This is a genomic window from Paraburkholderia phytofirmans, assembly GCF_046028095.1.
GTDB classification, from domain to species: domain Bacteria; phylum Pseudomonadota; class Gammaproteobacteria; order Burkholderiales; family Burkholderiaceae; genus Paraburkholderia; species Paraburkholderia phytofirmans_A.
Genome location: NZ_JAQQDJ010000013.1, coordinates 208,114 through 226,504 on the forward strand (window position 1 = coordinate 208,114; position 18,391 = coordinate 226,504).

Annotated in this window: 17 protein-coding genes; 10 read left to right on the forward strand and 7 right to left on the reverse strand. The window is 64.1% G+C overall.

All coding sequences use genetic code 11. From position 1 onward, the window contains the following. Positions 1-10 precede the first annotated feature (10 nt). From PQR54_RS30855 to PQR54_RS30890, 8 genes are all read left to right on the forward strand, one after another. Entirely contained in the window at positions 11-652 is a 642-nt protein-coding gene (locus PQR54_RS30855) for an HD domain-containing protein (RefSeq protein WP_408252394.1), read from the forward strand. 41 nt (positions 653-693) lie between these two features. Next, positions 694-945, forward strand: coding sequence for a DUF1427 family protein (locus PQR54_RS30860; protein WP_408252396.1), 252 nt, complete (start codon positions 694-696; stop codon positions 943-945). A 48-nt stretch (positions 946-993) separates the two neighbouring features. Then, complete coding sequence (locus tag PQR54_RS30865; protein WP_408252398.1) at positions 994-1,944, forward strand: VOC family protein; 951 nt, start codon at positions 994-996, stop codon at positions 1,942-1,944. Next, positions 1,934-3,466 carry an alginate export family protein gene (locus tag PQR54_RS30870; RefSeq protein ID WP_408252400.1) on the forward strand — a complete coding sequence of 511 codons (1,533 nt, stop codon included), beginning with the start codon at positions 1,934-1,936 and terminating at the stop codon, positions 3,464-3,466. The genes PQR54_RS30865 and PQR54_RS30870 overlap by 11 nt, the downstream gene beginning before the upstream one ends. A 53-nt stretch (positions 3,467-3,519) precedes the next feature. Continuing rightward, positions 3,520-5,250, forward strand: a complete 1,731-nt coding sequence (locus tag PQR54_RS30875) for an FAD-dependent oxidoreductase (protein WP_408252402.1) — start codon at positions 3,520-3,522, stop codon at positions 5,248-5,250. 77 nt (positions 5,251-5,327) lie between these two features. After that, positions 5,328-6,317: an MBL fold metallo-hydrolase gene (locus tag PQR54_RS30880; RefSeq protein ID WP_408252404.1), complete on the forward strand. Its 990-nt coding sequence runs from the start codon at positions 5,328-5,330 to the stop codon at positions 6,315-6,317. Positions 6,318-6,365: 48 nt separating this feature from the next. After that, on the forward strand, positions 6,366-6,881 hold the full coding sequence (locus PQR54_RS30885; RefSeq protein WP_408252405.1) for a DUF3331 domain-containing protein: 516 nt from the start codon (positions 6,366-6,368) through the stop codon (positions 6,879-6,881). 181 nt (positions 6,882-7,062) lie between these two features. Further along, entirely contained in the window at positions 7,063-10,095 is a 3,033-nt protein-coding gene (locus PQR54_RS30890) for an ATP-binding protein (protein ID WP_408252407.1), read from the forward strand. A 10-nt stretch (positions 10,096-10,105) separates the two neighbouring features. Here the strand turns inward: PQR54_RS30890 and PQR54_RS30895 are convergent, their stop codons facing one another. Continuing rightward, the gene (locus tag PQR54_RS30895; protein WP_408252409.1) at positions 10,106-11,026 is read right to left on the reverse strand and encodes a LysR family transcriptional regulator; all 921 of its coding nucleotides are present in this window, start codon (positions 11,024-11,026) and stop codon (positions 10,106-10,108) included. A gap of 220 nt (positions 11,027-11,246) precedes the next feature. Between PQR54_RS30895 and PQR54_RS30900 the strand changes: the two genes are divergently transcribed. Both PQR54_RS30900 and PQR54_RS30905 read left to right on the forward strand, forming a co-directional pair. Further along, complete coding sequence (locus PQR54_RS30900; protein ID WP_408252411.1) at positions 11,247-11,960, forward strand: alanyl-tRNA editing protein; 714 nt, start codon at positions 11,247-11,249, stop codon at positions 11,958-11,960. 18 nt (positions 11,961-11,978) lie between these two features. Then, positions 11,979-12,833, forward strand: a complete 855-nt coding sequence (locus PQR54_RS30905; protein WP_408252413.1) for an AraC family transcriptional regulator — start codon at positions 11,979-11,981, stop codon at positions 12,831-12,833. Positions 12,834-12,858: 25 nt separating this feature from the next. On the opposite strand, the gene PQR54_RS30910 is transcribed toward PQR54_RS30905, so the two are convergent. The 6 genes from PQR54_RS30910 to PQR54_RS30935 all read right to left on the reverse strand — a co-directional run bounded on the left by PQR54_RS30910 (position 12,859) and on the right by PQR54_RS30935 (position 18,374). After that, positions 12,859-13,257, reverse strand: a complete 399-nt coding sequence (locus tag PQR54_RS30910) for a hypothetical protein (protein WP_408252415.1) — start codon at positions 13,255-13,257, stop codon at positions 12,859-12,861. An 11-nt stretch (positions 13,258-13,268) separates the two neighbouring features. Continuing rightward, positions 13,269-13,937, reverse strand: a complete 669-nt coding sequence (locus tag PQR54_RS30915) for an RraA family protein (RefSeq protein ID WP_408252417.1) — start codon at positions 13,935-13,937, stop codon at positions 13,269-13,271. Next, positions 13,934-14,980, reverse strand: a complete 1,047-nt coding sequence (locus PQR54_RS30920) for an amidohydrolase family protein (RefSeq protein WP_408252419.1) — start codon at positions 14,978-14,980, stop codon at positions 13,934-13,936. Before PQR54_RS30920 ends, PQR54_RS30915 begins: the two co-directional genes overlap by 4 nt. A gap of 99 nt (positions 14,981-15,079) precedes the next feature. After that, positions 15,080-16,402 carry an MFS transporter gene (locus tag PQR54_RS30925; protein WP_408252421.1) on the reverse strand — a complete coding sequence of 441 codons (1,323 nt, stop codon included), beginning with the start codon at positions 16,400-16,402 and terminating at the stop codon, positions 15,080-15,082. 125 nt (positions 16,403-16,527) lie between these two features. Further along, the gene (locus tag PQR54_RS30930) at positions 16,528-17,427 is read right to left on the reverse strand and encodes a LysR family transcriptional regulator (RefSeq protein ID WP_408252423.1); all 900 of its coding nucleotides are present in this window, start codon (positions 17,425-17,427) and stop codon (positions 16,528-16,530) included. After that, a complete protein-coding gene (locus tag PQR54_RS30935; protein ID WP_408252425.1) occupies positions 17,424-18,374 on the reverse strand; it encodes a LysR family transcriptional regulator in 951 nt (316 codons plus the stop codon). Before PQR54_RS30935 ends, PQR54_RS30930 begins: the two co-directional genes overlap by 4 nt. Between the last annotated feature and the right edge of the window lie 17 nt (positions 18,375-18,391).

Sequence of the window (18,391 nt, forward strand, 5' to 3'; positions counted from 1 at the left end):
AGGAGAGGACATGAAGAAAACGATTGCGGGAGTCGACATTCCCGACAGTCCGTTGGCGCGGGCGGCAACCGATCAGATCCGGGCCACGGAGTCGAGCCTGATGTTTCATCACGCGCTCAGGGCGTATCTGTTCGGCGCGCTGACCGGTTTGCGCGACAAGCTGAGGTTCGACGCGGAGTTGCTGTACGTGAGCGCCTTGTTCCACAACGTCGGCTTGAATGTGCAACACCAGCGGTCCCCGTATCGCTACGAGGTGGACAGCGCGAACGAGGCGCGCGACTTCATGCTGCAGTACGGCGCCGCCGCCGGCGCGATCGACGAGGTCTGGACGGCGGTCGCGCTGCACACCACGCCGGGCATTCCGGAACATTTGTCGCCGCTCGTCGCGCTGGTGAGCGCGGGCGTGCAGATGGATATTCGCGGCGCGCGTTATGACGAATTCACAGCGCAGCAGCGCGACGAAATCGTGCAGGCCTGGCCGCGCGAAGCCGGCTTCAAGAAGAAGATTATCGAAGCCTACGCGCGCGGCATGGAGCATCGTCCCGAGACGACGTTCGGCACCGTGAATGCCGACGTGCTGGACCGGTGGGATCCGAACTATCGCCGGCTGAATTTCTGCGGGCTGGTGCTGGGTTCGGAGTGGGCGAATTGACAACGCGGTTCGCCGCGAGTGTGCATGGAAAGGAAATTGGCATGGGCTACATCATTTCATTGGGAGTCGGCTTCGGCATTGGACTTCTCTACTGGCTGCTCAAGGTGCAGTCGCCGGCGCCGCCGCTGATCGCGCTTGCCGGCCTGCTCGGGATGGTGCTGGGCGAGCACGCGATACCGGTCGTCAAGGCGCAGTTTTTCGCGCAGACGGCCACGGTTCAGGTCGCCGACCCGCGGCAGGGCAGTTCGGCGCAAAAGCCGGCCGCGCCCGGCGCGACAAAAGACGGCGGCTGATCCTGCAGGCCGTCCATTCAGATATTGCTAACACCATCGGGTAATCACATGTTCACATCGCTTCAACGCTTTCGTCCCCTTGCGGCTTTCGGCGCAGCCTTGCTGATCGGCCTCGCGCCGGTTTCGTCCGCGTTCGCCGATAACGGCCCGCCGGAAGTCCAGAATGGCAAGACCGCGCTCGCGGCGCGCATGCCCGACGTCTCGGTCGGCGCGCAATACGACACGACCCACGTGTATGTCGCGTCGGCGGATCTCGACGCGTTCGTCACCAGCTTTCTCGCCACGTTCGGCGGCAAGGCGTCGCCGCGCGCGGTGTTCACCGTGACGCCGACGCCGAGCAAGACCGCGTCGCAATACGTGCAGACGCCGGTCGGCATGCTGTCGGTGTTCGGCTTCGAAACGCCGATTCCCTATCCGTTCGGCAATGAGCGCACCGGCTATCTGGTCACCAACATCGACCAGGCGGTGAAGGCGGCGCGCGCGGCGGGTGCCGACGTGCTGGTCGACAGCTTCGACGATCCGATCGGCAAGGACGCGATCATCCAATGGCCGGGCGGCCTGACGATGCAGCTCTATTGGCACACCAAGGCGCCGAACTACGCGCCGTTGCACAGCGTGCCGGATAACCGCGTGTATGTGTCGCGTTATGAGGCCAACAACTTCGTGCGCCGCTGGGTGCACTTTTCGCACGGCAAGGTGGTGTCGGATAACCCGCGCGCCGATGCCGGCGTGATCGGCCGTCCGGGCGAGACGATTCGCGTGATCCGCATCAATTCGGGCTTCGGCCGCATGGTGGTGTTCGTCACGGACGGCAAGCTGCCGTTCCCGTTCGGACGTGAAACGACCGGCTATGCCGTCGAGGATCTGGCGCAGACGCTCGAGCGCGCACAAGCGGCCGGCGCGAAGGTGCTGTCGCAGCCGTACAGCAGCGAAGCGGGCAAGAGCGCGGTGCTCGAATTCCCGGGCGGGTATATCGCCGAAGTGCACGATGGCCAGTAAAGCAGGCCTCATGCCGACGTTGCAGGCGCCGCGGCCGCGCGAGCGTTCGCGGCGGCGCTCGGCGCTGCGCGCGGCCCGCGCGCTGTTGATCAGCACGGGGCTGGCGGCCGCGCTGCCGGCGTCGGCGGCGGATACCGCGCTCGGCGGTGCTGACGATACCAGCACGACCAGTACGCCCAGCACGGCGGCAACGGCGGCAAGCACTTCATGCGCGCGACCTGCCGTCATGTTCAACCGCTGGCAGGAAAACTGGTCGGCGCTCGCCAATCCGTGCGTGCCGAAGAAGCCCTTCGACTCGCTGAAATACATTCCGCTGTTCGGCAATCCCGACGCGTATATCTCGCTCGGCATGGTGCTGCGCGAGCGGCTCGAGATGAACGACGCGCCGCTCTTCGGCCTCGGTTCGGGCCGGGACGACACGTACGTGCTGCAACGGCTCGAAGTTCACGCGGATGTGCGCCTCGGCCCGCACGTGCAGATCTTCACGCAGTTCGAGGACGCGCGGCCGTTCGGTAAGGACAGCGTCTCGCCGGTCGACAAAAATCCGCTCGACTTGCGGCAGGCGTTCGTCGCCATCACCGAACCGCTCGGGCCGGGCACCTTCAAGTTTCGTGTCGGCCGGCAGGAGATGGCGTTCGACTTGCAGCGGTTCATTTCCGTGCGCGACGGCCCGAACGTGCGCCAGGCCTTCGACGCAATCTGGGCCGACTATGAAACCGGCCCGTGGCGCTGGATCGCTTATGCGACGCAACCGGTGCAGTACCGCGACAACTCGGACTTCGACGACGTGTCCAATCGCGACCTGACGTTCAGCGGCGTACGGGTCGAACGCAAGGCAGTCGGTCCGGGCGATCTGTCCGCCTATTACTCGCGCTACAACCGCAGCAACGCGCGCTTTCTCGACGCCACCGGCAACGAGCATCGCGACGTGTTCGACGCGCGTTATGCGGGCTCGGTCAATCACATCGATTGGGACGCGGAGGCGATGTATCAGTCGGGCCATGTCGGCGACAAGACGATCGGTGCCTGGGCGGTGGGCACGCTCGCCGGCTATACGCTGGCTTCGCTGCCGTGGACGCCGCGTCTTGGCCTGCAAGTGGATGCGGCCTCGGGCGACACGCATCCGGGAGATGGCCGCATCGGCACCTTCAATCCGCTCTTTCCGAACGGCTACTACTTCGCGCTCGCCGGTTATACCGGCTACTCGAATGTGATTCACGTGAAGCCGTCGCTGATCGTCAAACCGAACAGCAAGCTGTCGCTGCTCGCGGGCGTGGGGCTGCAATGGCGCGAGACCACCGCCGACGCGGTGTATCAACAGGGCTCGGCAGTCGTGCCGGGGACCGCAGGACACGGCAGCCGCTGGACCGGTTTCTACACGCAGCTGCGCGCCGACTATGCGGTCACCGCGAATCTCGCCGCCGCGCTCGAAGCCGTGCATTTTCAGGTCGGACCGTCGCTGCGCGACCTGGGTGCGCGCAACTCCGACTATGTAGGCGCCGAACTCAAGTTCGGCTGGTAACGCCGTATCGGCACCACGTCATCAGCGAGGCGTGTCAGAAGAGGTTATTTTTTATGAGCACGCCTGATCTACAGATCGAAGCGGCGACGCCGTCCGAACTCGAGTTTCCGTATTCGTCGCTGGAATACCGGCAGCATCAGATGTTCCCGCGGCTTTCGCCCGCGGAAATTCAAAGCCTCCGGCGCTTTGCCTCGCCGATGTCGTTCAAGGCCGGCGAACTGATCTTCGAAACCGGCAAGGTTGCGCTCGGTCTGTTCGTGCTGTTGCGCGGGCGCGTGCGCATTTATTCGCGCGACAGCTTCGGGCGCTCGACGCTCGTCACGGAACATGAAGACGGCCACTTCATGGCGGAGATGGCGCAACTCTCCGGCAAGCCCGCTTTGATCGACGGCGTGGCGTTGACCGACGCCGAGACGCTCGTGATCGAGCCGGAGCGGTTGCGGGCGCTGATCGTCGCCGATGCGCAACTCGGCGAACACATCATGCGTGCGCTGATTTTGCGGCGGCTCGGGCTCATCGAGCAGGGGCTGGGGCCGATCATCGTCGGCAATGGCGACGACGGGCGGCTCATCAGGCTGCAAGGCTTTCTGCGCCGCAACGCCTATCCCGCGATGGTGATCGACGCGCGCAGCGATCCCGAAGCCATCACGCTGCTGGGCGGCATGACCACCGGTCCCGGCGATTTTCCGCTGGTGTTCTGCCCGAACGGAAACGTGCTGCGCGCGCCGGACGAAGTGCAACTCGCGTCGTGCCTCGGTCTCGTGCCGACCTTCGAGCAATCGCATGTGTACGACGTCGCGATCGTCGGCGCGGGACCGGCGGGACTCGCGGCGTCCGTGTATGCCGCGACGGAAGGACTCTCGGTTGCGGTGTTCGATCAGAGGGCGCCGGGCGGCCAGGCCGGCGCGAGTTCGCGCATCGAAAACTATCTCGGCTTTCCCACCGGCATTTCGGGGCAGGCGCTCGCCGCGCGCGCGTTCCAGCAGGCGCTGAAATTCGGCGCGCATCTGGCGATCCCCGGCAAGGTCGTCGAGGTATGCCGCAACGAAGGCATGTTCCTGCTCACGCTGCTCGACGGCCAGCGCATCAACGCGCGCACGGTCGTGGTGGCGAGCGGCGCCGCGTACCGCAAGCCGGCGGTGACGGGCTTCGAGCGCTTCGAAGGACGCGGCACGTACTACTGGGCGTCGACGATCGAAGCGAAGCTGGTGAAAGGCCAGGACATCGTGCTGATGGGCGGCGGCAATTCCGCCGGTCAGGCGGTCGTGTTCCTCGCCAACTTTGCGCGCAGCATTCGCGTGCTGATTCGCGGCAAGGACCTCAACGCGAGCATGTCGAAGTATCTGATCGACCGGATCGGATCCTTGCCCAACGTCACGCTTTGCACCGGTTGCACACTGCGCGCGCTGGAAGGCGACGAAGCCGGACTCACGCATCTGCATGTGCGGCACGAAGACGATGGCGAGGACGAAGTGGTGGCGTCGCGCCATCTGTTTCTCTTTATCGGCGCGGACCCGAAGACGGATTGGCTCGACATGAGCGGCGTGGAATTGGATAACCGCGGTTTCGTCGTTACCGGTTTTGCGCGCAGCGAGCATGGGTTCTCGCAAGCCAGTGCGCGATATCCGCTGGAAACCAGCGTGCCGGGCATGTTCGCGGTGGGGGACGTGCGCTCGGAATCCGCGAAACGCGTGGCCGCCGCGGTGGGCGACGGCGCGGCGGTCGTCGCGCAGATTCATGCGTATCTGAGCCAGCTCACGACGGTGGCTGCTCAGGAGGATTAATAAAAATTAGCGAGTGTGATCGGCAGGTTGCCGCTACGCTTTTCAGCATGTTCACGAAGGGAACCATAGATCCGATCATGAAGGCGATACCGCGCAAATGGGCGCAGCTTGCAGGCATGTGGTGCGTATTCGCATTGAGCGTAGTGGCGAGCATGGCGAGCGCTTCCGCGTTCGCCGCCGCGCCTCAGGTGAAAACGCAGGGTCCGGGTTTTTACCGGATCATGCTCGGCGGCTTTGAGGTGACCGCGTTGCTCGACGGCACGCATCCGTTTCCAATCGACACGGTCGTGAAGGACGTGCCGAAAGCCGAAATCGCGCGCGATCTCCAGCGCGATTTTCTGCGGGCGCCGGTGCAGGGGTCCATCAACGCGTTTCTGATCAACACCGGTTCGAAGCTGATCCTGATCGATTCCGGCGCGGGCGTGCTGTACGGCGACTGCTGCGGCAAGCTGCCCGACAACTTGCGCGCGGCCGGCTATCAGCCCGGGCAGATCGACGAAGTGCTGCTGACGCATCTGCATAAGGACCATGTCGGCGGCATCGTGTCGAACGGTCAGATGGCGTTTCCGAACGCGGTTGTGCGAGTGAGCCAGGTTGAAGCCGACTACTGGCTGAACCCGGCCAACAAGTCGAAAGCCCCGGCTTTTCTCAGCACCTTCTTCGATGCGGCAAGCGCCTCTGTCGCGCCTTATGTCGCGGCCGGACGCTTCAAGCCGTTCAGCGGCGACGCCGAACTCGACCCGGGCATTCGCGCGGTCGCATTGCCCGGCCATACGCCGGGCCATACCGGCTATCTGGTGGAGAGCGAATCGCAGGATCTGCTGGTGTGGGGCGACATTATCCACGTCGCGTCGATCCAGTTGCAGAATCCCGCGGCTTCGGTCGAATACGACACCAGCGCGGCGGATGCGCAGCGCTCGCGCCGCTCGTCACTCGAACTCGCAGCCAACGAACGTTATCTGATCGGCGCGGCGCACGTTGCCTTTCCGGGCTTGGGGCACATCAGAAAAAACGGTCGCACGTATGACTGGGTGCCGGTCAATTACGAGGCCGCACCCGGCAGATGACATTCGTGCTCGTTGAAGACTACCCGCAAACATTTCGGGAGCAGCATCATGCAGATCGAAACCCCCTTGAAGCAATGCACGCAGACGGCTCAGCATGGGGGGCGCGGTCGTCGCGAAGCGTATTGCGAGGTTAGCGACACCCCATCGGCGCCATCGGACGACGGCCGCGCGCCGGTGTGGAGTCACGTGATCAGCAGGCTATTGGCGGACTATGGCAACGAGCATGAAGGGGCAGCCTATCTGAAGCCACGGGTGAAACGTGTTGCCGCTGCTGACATGCTGTCGCGTCATGTCCAGATCGAAGTGCTGGAGCGTCTGTCGGACACGTCGATTGCCGTGCTCTGGCAGGACGCGACCCGTTGCCAGTACGTCGATCAGGTGTGGATCTGCTGCCGCGCCCGCATCAAGGGACGCTGTGCATTGAGCGGCGCGACGATTCGCCGTGACGATGCAATCTACAAGCCGAGAATACGCGCCGCGATTCCGGCCAATGCGGACGCCATGATTCTGGCTTCCGTCATCGCGTGCATGGGGTCCGCGGTCGTGGCGGGCGACGCGCGTTAGCGTGCCACTGCGGGCACGCTGTCCGTAAGCGGCAGCCGCTTGCTCAGTACAAAAAATTTGATCGATAGGTTCAGTTTTTTCCGCGCATGCGTATTCGCGATTGATCTAGACTGCGGGGACCCAACGCTGGGCAGTCGATGCCCAGCGTTCCTCATCCCGCAGCGTCTTGGATAATCAGGCAATGATCCGCATTGGCCCGCTTCAGGTGGACCTCGCCAGCCGGGAACTGTTTCTCGACGGACAGCCTGTGCGCATCGGCAGCCGTGCATTCGACATCCTGGCCGTGCTGATCGGCGCGAATGGCGCGCTGGTGTCGAAGAGCACGATGCTCGAACAGGTCTGGCCGGACACCCTCGTTGAAGAGAACAATCTTCAGGTCCATATGTCCGCCTTGCGCAAGGTGCTGGGCGAAAGCCGCAACCTGATACAGACCGTGTCGGGAAGAGGCTACCGGCTGGTGTCGCGAGACGCACCCGCGGAACACACCGGCAAGCCCGCTCGCGATAACGCGCCCTACGCCGCCGACCACATCGCATCCCTTCACAGCATCCCCAACAATCTGCCCGCTAGTAGCTCGTCGCTGGTCGGGCGCGACCAGGCAATCAGCGACATTGCGCAAGCGCTCGCTTCGACGCGTCATGTGACGCTCGTCGGTTCGGGCGGCATCGGCAAGACCCGTCTGGCCATCGAGATCGCACGCAGCTTGCTGGCGCACTTCCCGGAAGGTGTCTATCTCGTGCCGCTTGCGTGCACCGTGGACGCTAACAGCGTGCTCGCCATGTTCGCCAATAGCGTCGGCGTGAGCGCCGCGAGCGGCCCGCTTACGCTGGCGCACATCAGCAAGGCACTCGGCGAAAGGCGCGTGCTGATCGTGCTGGACAACTGCGAGCACGTGCTCGGTCCCGCCGCCGAACTGGCCGAAGCGCTTCTGAACGCGAGTCCTGCCATGCGGATTCTGGCGACCAGCCGCGAGCCTCTGCGTGTCGTGGACGAACACCTGTACTGGGTGGCGCCACTCGATGTGCCCGCTCGCGACGATGAGAGCCAGCATGTCCTGCAACGCAGTGCCGTCCAGTTGTTCCTGTCACGCGCCCGCGCAATCGACGCGCGTTTTTCGTCCGACGACAGAAGCATCCATCTGACCGGCACCGTATGCCGCCGCCTCGACGGCATTCCGTTGGCTATCGAACTGGCGGCGGCGCGTGCCGCGATACTCGGCATCGAGACGCTCGCCGATCATCTCGACGACCGCTTCGACATGCTGACCGGCGGCAATCGCACGGCATTGCCGCGCCACCAGACCTTGAAGGCGACGCTCGACTGGAGCCACGCGTTGCTCGACGACGCGGAGCGCACGACGTTGCGCCGGCTCGGCGTTTTCGTCAACAGTTTCACGATCGACTCGGCGATCGCTCTGGTGAGCGACGAAGGCTTGCGCGAGTCGGACGTGATCGCAGCGCTGTCCGGGCTCGTCGAAAAGTCGCTCGTGGTGATGCAGGCGGAGCGCGGCAAGGCGAGTTATCGCCTGCTGGAAACCACGCGTGCCTACGCGATGCAAAAGCTCGACGACAACGGCGAGCGGCGCCTCGTCACGCTCACTCACGCGCGCTATTTTGCCAACCTGCTCGAACGCGATCCGTCGAGCGACGCCTCCTATGCGGCACATGAAGGAGACGCCGCGGGCGCCGATCGGCACGGCTGGCACTACCGCATGCGCGAGCAACTCGACGATTTGCGAGCCGCGCTGAGTTGGGCGCTATCGCCCAAAGGCGACGCCGCGCTGGGCGAAACGCTGGCGGTGAAGTTCGTGTCGCTGCTGTATGAGCTTTCGCTGGTCGACGAATGCTGCGTCTGGGCACGGCGCGCGCTCGACGCCGTGGGCGCGATGTATCAGGGCTCGCGCTCGCCGCGCCATCTGGGCGTGCGTATGCAGTTGCTGGCCGCGCTCGGTGCGGCGCTTGTGTACGTCAACGGACCGAACCGGGAAGCGCTCGGCAAGTGGGCGGAGGTGCTGGCGATCGCGATCGCGCTCGGTGATCAGACGTTCGAAGCGCGCGCGTTGTGGGGTATGTGGAACGCGAGCCAGTCGGCCGGCGAGGCGCGCAACGCGCTGGCGTTCGCGCAGCGCTTCGCGTTGCTCGCCGCGGAGACGGGCGATACCGCCAACGGCATTCTCGCTCATCGCCTGCTCGGCATTGCCTCGCATTACGCGGGCGATCAGCACCGGGCGCGCGCCTCGCTGGATCAGCTTTTGCAGCAGACGGGTCGTCTGCAACATCGGTTGCCGCTCGGGCAATCCATCGATCAGGGCGTGGTCGGCCGCGCAACGTTCGCTCGCGTGCTCGGCTTGCAGGGCGCGCGCGATCAGGCGTTGAGGATCGCCGAGGCATGCGTTGCCGAGGCGTGCCGGCAGGACCAGGCGATCGTCACGTGCTACGTGCTGATCGAGGCGGAAATTCCGCTGGCGCTGCTGGCGGGCCAGCGTAAGCGGGCGGCCCAGGCCATCGCGCTATTGCGCGACGTGTCGGCGCGTGGCGGGCTGCGCGTGGCGCATGCGTGCTGCCGCTGTTTCGACGAATACCTGCATTCGCTGGACGACAGCAGCGCCGAGCGTGTGCATAGTTTTCGCGCCGCGCTGGACGATCTCGACGCGCTCGATTACGCCGCGCCACGCGCCATGTTCGCCGCGCAATACGCCCTTGCGCTCGGCCGTGCCGGACAGCGCGAGGAGGGCATCGCCGTCGTGGTCGATGCGCTCGCGCGGGGCGACGAAACCGGTGACAAGTGGCATGCCGCCGAACTCAGACGCGTGCACGCCGAATTGCTGCTGATGGAGTACGGCTCTGGCCAATCACCGTTCGGCGATGCGGCGACGCATGCGCAGGCGAGACTGATCGCGGCAGTGGAAGAGTCGTCGGCACAGGGTTGCTGCACGTTGCAACTGCGAGCCGCGACCAGCCTTGGGCGGCTTTGGCATGCGCAAGGCCGGAACGCCGAGGCGGTGCAACAGCTGAAGTCCGCCTGCGCGAGACTCACGGAAGGCCGCGATTGGGACGACTTCAAGGCGGCTCAAGCACTACTGCGTGTCGCGAACGAAGCATGTGCGCCGCCCGGTATTTCCGCTGATATCGATCTGCGGATGGAGACGCATGCGGATACCAGTGCTGCGTCGTTCGAAGACCGCCCTCCGGACGAGATCAGCGAAGCCTGCTAGCCATCGAACCTCAACCGTGCAGCATGCGCTGTTGCACCACTTCGTCGATCAGATCCGGCCGGTTCAACTGATCGACCCACCATTGCAGCGCCTTGCCGCTTTCGTCGTCGCGCCACGCCAGATAGAAATGCGTGACGTCGCGCATGCCGACCACTTCTTTTTGCACCAGTTCGCCCTGGCTCAGCGCGTCGACGGCGAGGCATTCCGGAATCGTGCCCGCTGCGAGGCCCCTGATCTGCGCGGCGAGCTTGGCTTCGAGCGTGGGCACCGTGAGCACTTCCTGATTGATGGCGAGCGCGATCGTGCGCGGCGCGAGTTTGCGTGACGTATCGCCGATGGCAACCGCGCGATGGCGCGCGACGATGTCCATAGTGAGCGGTCCGGGTATCGACGCCAGCGGATGATCCGGCGCCACCACGAACACATGCTTCAGCGAGCCGATCGGTCTCGCCATCAGATTGGGAATGGGCGGCGGATCGCCGGCCGCGCCGACGATCAGGTCGGCGCGACGCGTGAGCAGCGCGTCCCACGAGCCGCCCAGCACTTCTTTCGACAGATGCAGTTTCGTGTCCAGCTTCAGCTTGTAGAACTCGCTGACGTGAGGCCAGAGCAGGTCGAACGGAATGATCTCGTCGACGGCGATGTGCAGTTCGGACTCCCAGCCGTGCTCGATTCGCTTCGCCTTGAATTCGAGTGCTTCGGCCGCTTCCAGCAGACGGCGGCCTTCCTCGACGACCACACGCCCCGCGTGCGTCAGCGTGGCGCGCCGGCCGGTGCGGTCGAACAGCTTGACGCCGAGATCGAGTTCGAGTTTCTGAACCAGATAGCTCAGCGAGGACGGCACCTTGTGAAGCGTTTCCGCGGCGCTCGCAAACGTGCCGGTTCGATCGATTGCATCGAGTACCTGCAGGACTTCAAAAGATAGATTCATGGAGAAGAGCCGGGGCTTCGGGTGCGTTCAGCGAGATGTTCAGGATACTGGATTTCGCGTGAAATAGGCCTTGCCCGGACCACTCCGGACGTAGGCTTTGCCGTATTCGGCAACATGAGTTCGCCCGTGCTTCGCTCCCCAGAGCATTTTTAACCAAGACGGCCTCCCACGCGACTGGGTATCCTAGGCGTATTCAGTCAATTCCTGCGAGGACATCACGGTGCCGCATTATCTTTGCCACGAGCAGCCGGATCTGCTGGACTTTGAAACGGCTGTAACCGCCGCGCGGCCCGGCGCGGTCGTGCTGGGTCGTTCCACCTTGCATCCGGGGGGCGGCGGCCAGGTGTCGGACGCCGCCACGCTGACGCACGCGCACGGCGTAGTGCGCATTACCGGCGTCGCGGCGGAAGGCAACGTGCTCTGGCATCTGCTCGACGAACCGCTCGAACTGGACGGCAACGTGCACGTGGCCATCGACGCGGCGCGCCGCGCCACGGTCGCCCAACTCCATACCGTCACGCATATTCTCAACGCGCTGGTGTATCAGCGCTTTGCCGGCGCGCTCGTGACCGGCGCGCAGATCAACGCCGACGGCACCGCGCGCATGGACTTCGATCTGCCCGAAGCGGATAACGACGCGCTGCGTCTGCTGGAAGAACCCGTCAACGAGGTGATCCGCAGCGCGATGCAGGTGCGCACCTATTATGTCGGCGCAGATGAAGCGAAAGCGACCCAAGGTCTGATCCGCAGCCTCTCGGTGGCGCCGCCGCCCACGCCGGACGGCACGGTGCGCATCGTCGAGATCGGCGATCTGGACCGGCAGGCGTGCGGCGGCACTCACCTGACCAATACCGCGCAGTCGCGGCCCATTCGCATCGCGAAGATAGAGAACAAGGGCCGTCGCAATCGCCGGGTCAGAATCGAACTGGTTTGAAACAGGGAGGCGCGAGCCGTGGAAACATCGGGTAAAAGCGAGCCGGAAGTGGTCTGCTGGCGCGACGGTGCGCTCGATGGCGCATGTCTCGCGAGCGCCCGTTACGGCAATCACAAATTCGACCGGCATCTGCACGATGAACTCGTCATCGTCATGACCGAAACCGGCGCGGGCCAATGTCATACGCGCGCGGGCAGCGAGGTCGCCGGCCCCGGCAGCGTGCTGGTCTTCGGGCCGGGCGAATACCATAGCGGCGAGGTGTGGGAAGGCCGCGAATGGATTTATCGCGCGATCTACCTGGACATGGAAGGACTCGGCGCGCTCAGCGCCGTCTTCTCTCCCGATGCACGCGCCGACAAACCGCTGCTGATTCCGCCGGGGCTGTATCAGGATCCGCACCTCGCGGGCCTGCTGGTCAAGGCGCATGCGAGTCTGGACGAACAGCGGGCCGTGTCGCTGATGGAGCGTCAGGCGAACTGGTGGGCTGCGATGGGGATGCTGGTCGGGCGCTATGGGCGCTCGGGTGAGGAGGCGGGAGAGCCCCGGCGCGAGGCGCGCAAGATGGAGCAGGTGCGCGAGTACGTCGCCGCCAATTACGAGCGCGATATCTCGGTCGATGAACTGGCGCAACTGGTAGGACTGAGCCGCTACTATCTCACGCGCGCTTTCTGCAAGGAATTCGGGTTGCCGCCGCACGCGTACGCGACGCAGGTGAGGCTGCTGGCGGCGAAGCGGATGCTTGCCTCAGGCCAGAGCGCGGCGACGGCTGCGGCGGCTGTGGGCTTTTATGATCAAAGCCATCTCAACCGGTTGTTCAAGCGGGCGTATGGGATCACGCCCGGGGCGTATGCGGCGTTGAAGCCGGGGCATTAGGCGGCGTGCGTTCGCGCTGCCGCTATCACACCGGCAAAGGCACATCTTCGATCAACTCTGCCTTCACCGCACGAATCCTGCGGTCCACGAAATACCCGCCGCCTTCCACGTAACGCAGATAAAGCCGCCCGCACTGCGAGCATTGCCACACGGCGCAGCGGTTGTACGGAAAGTAGCGCGGCGCAATAGGCGCATCCGCCGCCCAGTATGTCGTCTTGCCCGGCAGATACTCGCTGAACGTCGGCTCCGGATCGTCCTCCGGCATTAGCGTGCCGATTTCCTCGAACTGCGTTTCATCGAGCGATAAAGGCTGCGATTGCCAGCCGTCGAGCGGCGTTTTCGTGCACGTGCAGGGCGCGACAGCGCGCGTCTGCGCGGCGCGCGCGAGTTCGAGGAGTGTTGCAGCGTTCAGATATTGCGCCATGAGGCTCACAGTCAGTTGTTCATCATCCGTTCCCGGTGCGGAACGACCCACGAGCGGTCGAACTTGCCTTCGGCAATCGACTTCAGCGCCGCCGCTTCCTTCGCGTGCTGGCGGCGCGCGCCTTCGATCACCGCTGCCGCGTCGGCGGGTGCGATCGCGAGCAGGCCGTCTTCGTCGCCGACAATGATATCTCCAGGATGCACCACCGTGCCGCCGACCGTGACCGGCACGTTGATTTCGCCCGGTCCGTTCTTGTACGGCCCGCGATGCGTCACGCCGCGCGCATAGACGGGAAACTCGCGCTGTCGCAACGCACCGACGTCGCGGATCGCGCCGTCGATCACGAGGCCTTGCACGCCCAGACTCTCCGCGAAGCTCGCCATGATCTCGCCCATCAGCGCCTGTGTGAGGTCGCCCGCGCCGTCGATCACCAGCACGTCGCCGGGCCGGCAAAAGTCGAACGCGCGATGAATCGCGAGGTTGTCGCCCGGCCGTGTGTGGACCGTGACGGCGGTGCCGGCCATCGGGCGCGGCTGATGATAAGGCCGCAAGCCCACCATGCCACTCGCGCGCGCCATGTTGTCGCTCAGCAGCGAGACGGCCAGTTCACGTAGTGCTTCGAGTGTGGCCGCGTCGGCCTGTGGCGCAGATTCATATTCGCGCCATCCGATTGGATTCATACTGTTGCCCCTTGAGTTCCTTGCGCAGCGAGTTGTCGATCGAGTTGACGCGAGAGCCGCGGATAGACGCGGCGCGCGTTGTCTTCGTAAATACATTGACGGTCCGCGTCGCTGAGCCATTCGATGGCGTCGATATAGCGGCGCGTGTCGTCGTAATAGTGGCCGGTCTCCGGATCGATACCCTGCACCGCGCCGATGGTCTCCGACGCGAACAGGATGTTGTCGACCGGAATCACCTTGGCGAGCAGTTCGGCGCCGGGCTGGTGATAGACGCAGGTATCGAAGAACACGTTCTTCAGCAGGTATTCGCTGAGCAGCGGACGCTTCATGTCCTGCGCGAGCCCGCGATAGCGTCCCCAGTGATAGGGCACCGCGCCGCCGCCATGAGGGATGATGAAGCGCAGCGTGGGAAAGTCGGCGAACAGATCGCCCTGCAGCAACTGCATGAACGCCGACGTATCGCCGTTGATGTAATGCGCGCCCGTCGCATGGAAATTCGGATTGCACGACGACGACACGTGGATCATCGCCGGTACGTCGAGCTCCGCCATCGCTTCATAGAGCGGATACCAGGAGCGGTCCGTGAGCGGCAAGCCGGACCAGTGACCGCCGGAAGGATCCGGGTTCAGATTGCAGCCGATAAAGCCGAGCTCTTCGACACAGCGCCGCAATTCGCCGATGCAGTTCGCGGGCGCGACGCCAGGCGCTTGCGGCAACTGGCATACGCCGATGAAATTGCGCGGAAACAGCTCGCACACGCGATGCACGAGGTCGTTGCATTCGCTCGACCAGAGCGCGTTGGCTTCGGCAGTGGCGAGATGATGGCCCATGCCGGCCGCGCGCGGCGAGAAAATCGTGAGGTCGGTCCCGCGTTCGCGCTGAATCCGCAACTGGCCACCTTCGATGCTCTCGCGAATCTCGTCGTCGGTAATGACGGGCCGCGGCGGCGTGCCGCCGTCCTTCAGCGCGGCGATCTGCTGCGTGCGCCAGGCTTCATGCTGGCGCGGCGAGGTCGTGTAGTGACCGTGACAATCGATGATCATGGTGTGCAAATCCTGTGAGTTGTCCTTGCGCATGCATGGGGTGCGCGCGCAGATTCAGTCCGCTGTTTTTTCAGGCTTGATGTGTTGCCGCTCGGCCTTTCAGGCGCGCGGCGCGGCGTCGCCGGTGGCGAGCGAATTCGCTTCGTCTTCGGCCGGCGTGACCCGCATGACCAGCGCGATGATCGTCGCGACAATCAGAAAGGCGGCGATCGTCAGCAAGGCCAGCTTGAAATTGCCGGTCGCACTGCGCACGAGGCCGATGCTCCACGGGCCGACCAGCCCGCCGAACTGCGCGATGGTGTTGATCAGCGCGATCGTCGCCGCGCCCGCCGCGCCGGTTCTGAACGACGACGCGAGGCTCCAGAACAGCGGATTGCCCGCATAGATGAACAAGCCGGTCACGCACAGCAGCACATAAGCGATCACGGGGTTCGGCGCGTACGCGCTGCCGGCAATGGCCAACGCGCTCATGCCGTACACGAAGGCGAGGTGCTTCTTGCGGTCGCCGGTGCGGTCGGAACTGCGGCTGATCAGGAAAGTGCCCAGCACGCCGAGCAAGGGCGGCGCGGCCGACAGAAAGCCGACCTCCAGATTGCTCAGATGACCAAGACTCTTGACGATCTGCGGCAGCCAGAGGAAGAGGCCATAAATACCGACCAGCGCGCAACCGAAGAGACACGCGAGGCTCCACACGCGGATGTCGCCCGCTACACGCAGCAAAGGAAAATGCGCGTTGCCGCCTACGGCCTCACGCTCGGCGGAGAGCGTCGACTCGAGCCAGCGCTTTTCGTCGTCGGACAGCCAGTCGGCGTCGGCGGGGCGTTCGGTCATGATGCGCAGCGTCAACAGGCCGAGCAGCATGGCCGGCACGCCTTCGAGGATGAACATCCACTGCCAGCCCTGCAGACCGAGAATGCCGTTGGCGTAGGTCATCAACGCGGTCGAGATCGGGCCGCCCAGCACCGCCGAAAACGAACCGGCAATGATATAGCCGCCAACCGCCCGCGCACGGTAACGCACCGGAAACCATTTCGTCAGATAGACCGCGACGCCCGGCAGAAAGCCCGCTTCCATCACGCCGAGCAGAAAGCGCAGCACGTAGAAGCTCGAATCGTTGAACACGAAAGCCGTGGCCGCCGCGACCGCGCCCCACGTCAGAAGAATGCGGGCAATCCAGCGGCGTGCGCCGACGCGATGCAGCAATAGATTGCTCGGTACTTCCAGCAGCATGTAGCCGACGAAGAAGATGCTGCCCGCGAAGCCGAACACGGCCGGGCTGAAACCGAGCTGCTTGTTCATGTCCAGCGCGGCGAAACCGATATTGATCCGGTCGAGATAGTTGAAGAACATCATCGCGAAGAGCAGGGGCATGAGGCGCCCGTAGACTTTTCGCATGGTTACGGCTTCGTTGATCGCGGTCATCCTGTCTCCTACCTTGCGGCGATGGCCTTAGCCAACGCTGCGTTCTAATCATGTGTGAGGTCAATGATAAGAACGTGCGGACAGGGAGTCCAAGACCGCTTGCTTATTCTTCTATAACTTTTTTCTTATAGTGCACTGTCCTTCAGCGGCGCGGGAAGGCAAGCCAGAAACGCCCGCAGGTGAGGCGAAGCGTCGTCGGTGCGGAAGGTGGCGGCAAGCGTGGAGCGGTATGACGAACCCGGTCCCGTAAGGTGACGGTAAACCACATCGGTGCGTGCGTGCCGCGCCACCGATTCGCCAATGAACGTCACGCCGAGACCAGCCGCAACCAGGGCAATCGCGGTCTGGATTTCATAAGCCTCGTGCGCGACGAGCGGAGTGATGCCCGCGTCGCGATAGAGCGATTGCACCGAGCGCTTGAACTGCGCATTCTGATGCTTGGGGTACAGAATCAACGGCGTGTCGGCGAGATCGGCGATGCTCACCTTCTTTTGCGCGGCAAGCGGATGGCTGGGCTCGAGCGCCGCCACGACGCGCTCGCGCAGCAGCGTATACGAGGTGCAGCCCTCAACCGTCAGCGGCTGCCGGCCGATGCCGATGTGAATGCGCATGTCGCGCAGCGCATCGGTCTGTTCTTCGGTGAGCATCTCGAAGAGTTTGAGTTCGACTTGCGGATACGCCTGGTGAAACGCCTTGAGCGCGGGCGGCAAGACGCTGTACATCGACGAACGGGTGAAGCCCACACTCAGCCAGCCGCGCCGGCCCACGCCGATTTCCTGCGCGACGAGCGTCACCTGTTCCAGCGAGCCGAGTATCTGACGCGCCTCGTTGCACAGATAATGACCCGCTTCGGTGAGACTCAACGGACGTCGTGCGCGATCGACCAGTTGCGTGCCGAGCCGTTCTTCGAGTGAGCGGATCTGCTGGCTCAGCGCGGGCTGCGCGATATGCAGGCGCTCGGCGGCGCGGCTGAAATTGAGTTCCTCCGCGAGAATCACGAAGCATTGCAGGGCTCTGATGTTCATAGCGGTTTTCCCGCTCGCGTCTTACCGCTATCCGGCGGTTGATGGAACATGCCGTAAATCTCATCGAGCAACCACGCGATGCCCGGATCCGCCGAAAATTGCGAATGCGAGTGGACCTGGATCTCGATGGGCGGCAACGCGAATGGCAAGGGCAGAATACGAAAGGCTTTGTTGCGATTGAAGCGCTGCGCGATACTCCGCGGAAAAATCACGGCGAGGTCGGTATGCTGAACGATCTCCGGCGCCACCACGAAATGCGGCAGGCGCAGCACGATATCCCGGCGCAGATTCAACTCTTCGAGCCACTGTTCGACCATCCGGTGGCCGGTCGCGTTGGTGCTGGCATACACGTAGCGCAGGCTCGCGAGATCCTCCTTGGTCGGTTTCTGTTTGCGCAGCGGGTGACCGGCCCGCACCACGCAAACATGTTCGTCGACGAACAGCGTTCTGCTCACACACCCCGGATCGAGACCGGGCACATAGCCGAGCGCCAGATCGATCTTGCCGCTGCGCATAGCCGAACTCACCGAATCGACAGAGACATTCGCGATCTCCAGGCGAATGCCGCGCGCGTTGCGGTCGAGCATCGAAAGAAGCGGCGGCAGGAAATAGAACTCCGACATATCCGACATGGACACGCGAAACACGCGCTGCGCCGTGGCGGGATCGAACTTGGCGATTTGCTGGACCGCGTCGTTGATGATGCCGAACGCTTGAGTCAGCGGCGCGTGCAGGCGCAATGCGGCGTCCGTCGGCACCATGCCGGTGGGCGTGCGAACGAACAGCGGGTCGTCGAACAGGACGCGCAGCCGGCGCAAGGCGTGGCTGACCGCCGGTTGCGTGAGTCCGAGGCGCTCCCCCGCGGCGGTCAGGCTGCGCAGATCGGAGATGGTCAGGAACACGCGCAGCAGGTTCAAATCCGTAATGCCGGGGTGCGACTTGGTCATGACGTTCGGATCGCGGC